Here is a 4,832-nt window from a genome sequence, read left to right on the forward strand (position 1 = left end):
CCGCTGAGTGTCGACGCCCTCTCAGTGGCTGACCCGCGTTTCGAGACGGATGCCGACCGCGTGCTCCAACGGACGAGTGTCATCGCTCCGGGCAGCACTGTCGGCATTCGTATCCAGCTCCCGAGGCCGGCCTGCGATGTTCCCGATGACGGGGCGTCCACCGTGGAGTTCGCGTGGCGTCTCGATGAGCGCTCGGGGATCGCGCGGGCAGACCTTCCCGACGCGCTCGAGTTCCTGCTGGCGATGCACGCGCGCGAGTGTGTCGCCGACGCGCTCGGCGACGCGGCGGCTGCCTCGTTCACGCACTTCGAACCTGGCGCGGGCGGAGGTGTCGGCATCCTCACCCTCGGGGTCCTGCCGACCGGAGCCGGTGGCGCGAGGATCGAGGCGATCCGCCCGACCAACCTCCTCGGTTTCGGCGACGCCGGCACCGGACCGGACGCCGCGCTACCGCTGCAGATCGAGCTCCCCGCCGGCGATACCGCTCGCCGCGAGGTGAACATCGTGCTCGAGCCGTTCCGCTGCGATGCCCATGCCGTGCAGGAAGACAAGCGCGGCACGATCTTCACGACGGATGTGACAGTCGGCGGCGAGAACGGCCAGATCGAGCTGGCGGCCCCGCCGGACATGCGCGCCGAGATCCTGAACGCCGTGGCCGACTACTGCGGGGTCGGTTCCTGAGGCCCACCGGGCTTGTCGGCTGCCTGCTCTAGCGTGGGTGCATGCGCTCACTCGGTGTCGTGTTCGAACCCGCCTTCCCGCCCGAACGTCTCCGGGAAGTGGCTCTCTCGGTCGAGGACGCCGGAGTACCCCAGCTGTGGCTGTGGGAGGACTGCTTTCGCGAGTCGGGTATCGCCTCGGCTGCCGCGGCTCTGGCCGCCACGACCGAGCTGACCGTCGCGATCGGTGTGCTGCCCATGCCGCTTCGCAACGTCGCGCTGACCGCCATGGAGCTCGCTACCCTCTCGCGGCTGTTTCCGGGGCGCATCATCGGCGGCGTCGGCCACGGGGTGCAGAGCTGGATGGCGCAGGTCGGCGCGCGGCACGCATCCCCCCTCACGCTGATGGCGGAGTACTTGCCGACACTGCGAGCGCTGCTTTCCGGGGAACGGGTCACGATCGACGGGCGGTACGTCCAGCTCGATGACGTGGCCCTGGACTGGCCGCCGACCGTCGCCGTTCCCGTCTTCGCCGCGGCAGAAGGACCCAAGACACTCGACAGAGCTGGGGCCCTCGCCGACGGAACGGTCATTCCCTCGGGCTGGAGCCCGAGCCGACTGCGTGCTGCGGCGAGCCGGGTACGAACTGCGGCAGCCGAGAGAGCTGACGACTACCCCGTCGTGGTGTACCTCCCGGCGCGGTTCACCGATGGGTCCGCGGCATCCGACGAGCCGGCGGGGCGCGAGCGCGCGCACGGCGACGTGGCAATGGTCGCCGAGACGGTCGAGGCATTCTTCGCCGCGGGTGCAACCACTGTTGTGCTCCAGCCTTATCCCGACGAGCAGGACCTCATCGGGTTCTCGCAGCGCAGCGGAGAGGTTGCTCGGATGCTGGGAGTTGCGCGGTCTTCGAGCGGCTCACCATCCGTGTGATCGCCGCCCCTTGCGGGGCGCACAGCGAGTCGCCACACTCAGAGGTGGGAGCCGACCATCGCCGGTGTTCGTGTCGGCGCGCGCTCCCAGGGGAGGAACACCAATGAAGACCCGAATCGTCGCTGCCGCGCTCATGCTCGGCGTCGGAGCCATTGCCCTGACCGGATGCGTGAACCCGGTCGAGCAGCTCATCAACAACACCGTCGAAGATGCCATCGAGGGCGCCACCGGCGTCGACATCGACACCGGTGACGGCGCGAGTGTGCCGGAGGGCTTCCCCTCCGACATCCCGCTCCCTTCCGGCTCACCACTCGTTGCGCTCGCGGTCGACGGTGGCTACACCGTCACCTACACACTGCCGAGCGTCGCCGACGGTGAGGGCATCATCGAGCAGCTGAAGGCCCGGTACACCGCAGACTCCGAGTCCGACTTCGGGGGGATGAAGATCTGGTCGTTCACCGGCTCTGACTACACCGTGGGCGTCACTCTGCTCGAGCAGGAAGACGGCACGGCGCAGCTGCTCTACGTGGTCGCGCCGATCACGCAATAGAGACGCCCGGGCCGCTCGCCGGCCGCTGGCTACAGTTCGCCGCGTTCGCGCAGTTCACGCCGCGTGAGCGCTTCCCCCTGCGTCGCAGCGGGTTCTGATTCGTGGGAAACCTCGGCCTGATCCTCCTCGGCCCAGGGCGCGTGGTGGGCGCGTTCGAGCTTGGCGCCTTCCACATCGACATTGGGAACGATGCGGTCGAGCCAGCGCGGCAGCCACCAGGCGGAGCGTCCCAGCAAGTGCATGAGGGCAGGCATGAGCAGCATCCGTACGACGAAGGCATCGAGCAGCACACCGAACGCGAGACCGAAGCCGATCGAGCGGATCATCGTCGATTCGGCGAAGATGAAGCCGCCGAACACCGAAACCATGATGAGCCCCGCCGCTGTCACTACCGCTCGCCCGGCCCGCAGGCCGCGCATGACGGCGACGCGCGCAGGCGTGCCGTGCACGTAGGCCTCCCGCATCCCCGACGACAGGAACAGCTGGTAGTCCATCGCGAGTCCGAACAGGATGCCGACCAGCAGCACCGGCAGGAAGCTCAGGATCGGACCCGTGCTGTGGAGGCCGAAGATCGGGGCTCCCCACCCCCACTGGAACACCGCGACAGTCGCGCCGTAGGTTGCGAACAACGACAGGATGAAGCCGCCCGTAGCGATCAGCGGCACCAGCAGCGACCGGAACACCACGATCATGATGAGAAGCGACAGGCCGACGACGACGCTGATGTAGAGCGGGAGGACTCCGGCGATGTTCTCGGAGATGTCGATGTTGATCGCCGCCTGCCCGGCTACGCCGAGCTCGTACTCCCCGTCAACGGGAGGCAGGGCTCGAAGGTCTCGGACCACTTGTTCGGTCGACTCTGCGCTGGGCCCTTCGGTCGGGATGACCTGGAACGCAGCGAGCGTGCCGTCATCCGATACCGCGATCGGCGCGACGGCCACCACGTTCTCGACCTCCGACAGGGCTGTCGCCACATCGAGCTGAGCCTGCAGCTGAGCGGTGTCATCCAGGTCACCCGGCAGAGCCGCCGTCACCAGCAGCGTGCTGTTCGCGCCGGATCCGAACGCTTCCGCGGTCAGCTCGTATGCCTGATAGGCGTACGAGTCCTCCGGCTCACTCGATCCGTCGGGCAGGCCCACGCGCATCGACAGGGCAGGAATCGCGATGACCAGCAGCGCCACGATTGCGCCGACTGCCGTGAGCAGCGCACGCCAGGTCGGCATCGCGCGAGCTCGATCGTCAGCGTGGTGCACTGTCCCAACGCGCGCCCGGGCGCGCCGGCCCAGGACCCGCATCCCGACGAGCCGCAGGAGTGCAGGAGTCAGCGTGATGGCGATGAGGACCGCCACGAGAACAGCGAAGGCGCCGACGGTTCCCATGAGGCCGAGGAACGGGATGCCGGTGATATTCAGGGCAAGCAGCGCGATGATCACCGTCGACCCTGCGAACGTCACGGCGTTGCCTGCGGTGCCGTTGGCCAGGCCAATCGACTCGCGGAGGTCAGCGCCCTCAAGCAGCTGCTTGCGGTGACGGTTGATGATGAACAGCGAGTAGTCGATGCCCACGGCAAGTCCGAGCATCACCCCGAGGATCGGCGTGACAGAAGACATGTCGATCACGCCCGACAAGGAGAGTGCCGCCAAGACCGCGATCCCCACTCCTACCAGCGCCGTGACGAGGGGCAGCGCGGCGGCAATGACGGTGCCGAGCATGACCAGCAGCACGATCGCGGCGATGACGACACCGGCGATCTCCCCGATACCGATCAGGTTCGGGAGGGACTGCGCGAGGGTCGTCGAGAAAGCGACCTCGACTCCGTCGATCGGGTGCGCCTCGACGTAATCGATCACCGCTTGCTTCGCTTCGGCGTCGAGTTCGAGCAGCGGTACATCGAACGCGACGTTCAGGAGAGCGGTAGTGCCGTCGCTGGAGACCACTCCGATGCCCTCTGAGAGCTCGAGCAGGTCGGCACCGAGCTCGAGCTGCGTCTCGTTGGCGGCCAGTTCCTCACGAGAGGCATCGAGTTCCGCCTGTTGCGCCTCGAGCTGCTGGCTCGCGGCATCCAACTGTTGACGCTGGGCATCCAGCTGAGCCTGCTGCTGGTCGAGGGCCGCGAGTTGGGAGGCGGGGGCGCCGCCTGCCTCAGCCTGCGCGCGGGCGGCATCCAGTTGCTCCTGTGCGTCCTGGAGCTGAGCCTGTCCGCTCTCGACCTCGGCTCGGGCGGCGTCGAGCTGTGCCTGTCCGGACTCGAGCTGCGCGCGTCCCTGCTCGAGCTGGGCACGCCCGTCGGTGATCTCCTGCTGTCGGTCGGCTCGTTCCTGTTCGGCCTCGAACGGGTCGACGACCCGGGCGACGTCGGGCAAGTCGCGGATGCCTGCAGCAAGGTCAGCGACCTCCGCACGCTGTTCGTCGCTGAAAGGCTCGCCATCTTCGGTGTGCAGCACGATCTGACCCGAGGCCCCCGAATAGTCGGGGAGCTTCTGGGCGAGCTCGTCGGTTACCTCGCCCGATGCGGTTCCGGGAACATCGAAACTCGTGGCCAGCGTGCCGGCGCCCAGGGCGAAGGCGCCGCCCGCGAGACCGAGAACCGCGACCCAGGCGACGATCACGATCCACGCGCGCTGGGCAGAAGCCTTGCCGAGCCGGTACAGCAGTTCAGCCATGGTCACCTTTCGGGCGGGACGCGGGGG

4 protein-coding genes are annotated in these 4,832 nt (G+C 68.0%); 3 read left to right on the forward strand and 1 reads right to left on the reverse strand.

Going from position 1 to position 4,832, the window contains the following annotated elements; all coding sequences use genetic code 11:
• The 3 genes from B3587_RS01165 to B3587_RS01175 all read left to right on the forward strand — a co-directional run.
• The coding region (locus B3587_RS01165; RefSeq protein ID WP_292725942.1) for a hypothetical protein at positions 1 to 681 on the forward strand (681 nt) is incomplete at its 5' end.
• 41 nt (positions 682 to 722) lie between these two features.
• Positions 723 to 1,592, forward strand: coding sequence for an LLM class flavin-dependent oxidoreductase (locus B3587_RS01170; RefSeq protein ID WP_228178320.1), 870 nt, complete (start codon positions 723 to 725; stop codon positions 1,590 to 1,592).
• Between the two features lie 103 nt (positions 1,593 to 1,695).
• Entirely contained in the window at positions 1,696 to 2,142 is a 447-nt protein-coding gene (locus tag B3587_RS01175) for a hypothetical protein (RefSeq protein ID WP_228178321.1), read from the forward strand.
• 29 nt (positions 2,143 to 2,171) lie between these two features.
• Here B3587_RS01175 and B3587_RS01180 read toward each other — a convergent pair whose 3' ends face one another.
• On the reverse strand, positions 2,172 to 4,805 hold the full coding sequence (locus B3587_RS01180) for an MMPL family transporter (RefSeq protein WP_292725946.1): 2,634 nt from the start codon (positions 4,803 to 4,805) through the stop codon (positions 2,172 to 2,174).
• Positions 4,806 to 4,832: the final 27 nt, after the last annotated feature.

Source organism: Microbacterium sp. UBA837 (assembly GCF_002296025.1).
Classification (GTDB): Bacteria; Actinomycetota; Actinomycetes; order Actinomycetales; family Microbacteriaceae; genus Microbacterium.

Excerpts from the sequence above, each read along its gene's own strand:
- B3587_RS01170 (WP_228178320.1), top strand. The coding sequence starts at position 723 with ATGCGCTCACTCGGTGTCGTGTTCGAACCCGCCTTCCCGCCCGAACGT.
- B3587_RS01175 (WP_228178321.1), top strand. The coding sequence starts at position 1,696 with ATGAAGACCCGAATCGTCGCTGCCGCGCTCATGCTCGGCGTCGGAGCC.
- B3587_RS01180 (WP_292725946.1), bottom strand. The coding sequence starts at position 4,805 with ATGGCTGAACTGCTGTACCGGCTCGGCAAGGCTTCTGCCCAGCGCGCG.